The 213-nt window shown below is 50.2% G+C and carries 1 protein-coding gene; it reads right to left on the bottom strand.

Features of this window, described 5'->3' with window-relative positions:
- Positions 1–71 precede the first annotated feature (71 nt).
- Positions 72–206 carry an amino acid kinase family protein gene (locus JEM65_RS21295; RefSeq protein WP_368856077.1) on the bottom strand — a complete coding sequence of 45 codons (135 nt, stop codon included), beginning with the start codon at positions 204–206 and terminating at the stop codon, positions 72–74.
- Positions 207–213 lie beyond the last annotated feature (7 nt).

The raw sequence follows: 213 nt of genomic DNA, 5'->3' as shown, positions 1-213 counted from the left end.
AACCTATTGTTATTAATTAACATTCTCAACCGGTCGGGGCGCGAACAGCTATGAATCCGTTAGTCATCAAATTAGCTGGCGATATCCACCGGACGTCCGAGAGAACGCGCAGCGTCCAGCGCGGCGTTAACTTTGACGATCATACCGTCAGTGATGATGCCCTGATCGATAAGCTGTTCAGCTTTCTCTGCACTCATTTCCGGAATGCGCTGG

The organism is Gelidibacter salicanalis (assembly GCF_016469035.1).
GTDB classification, from domain to species: domain Bacteria; phylum Bacteroidota; class Bacteroidia; order Flavobacteriales; family Flavobacteriaceae; genus Gelidibacter; species Gelidibacter salicanalis_A.
Note: the sequence above shows the minus strand (reverse complement) of the source record. Positions and strands in the feature narration are given on the sequence as shown.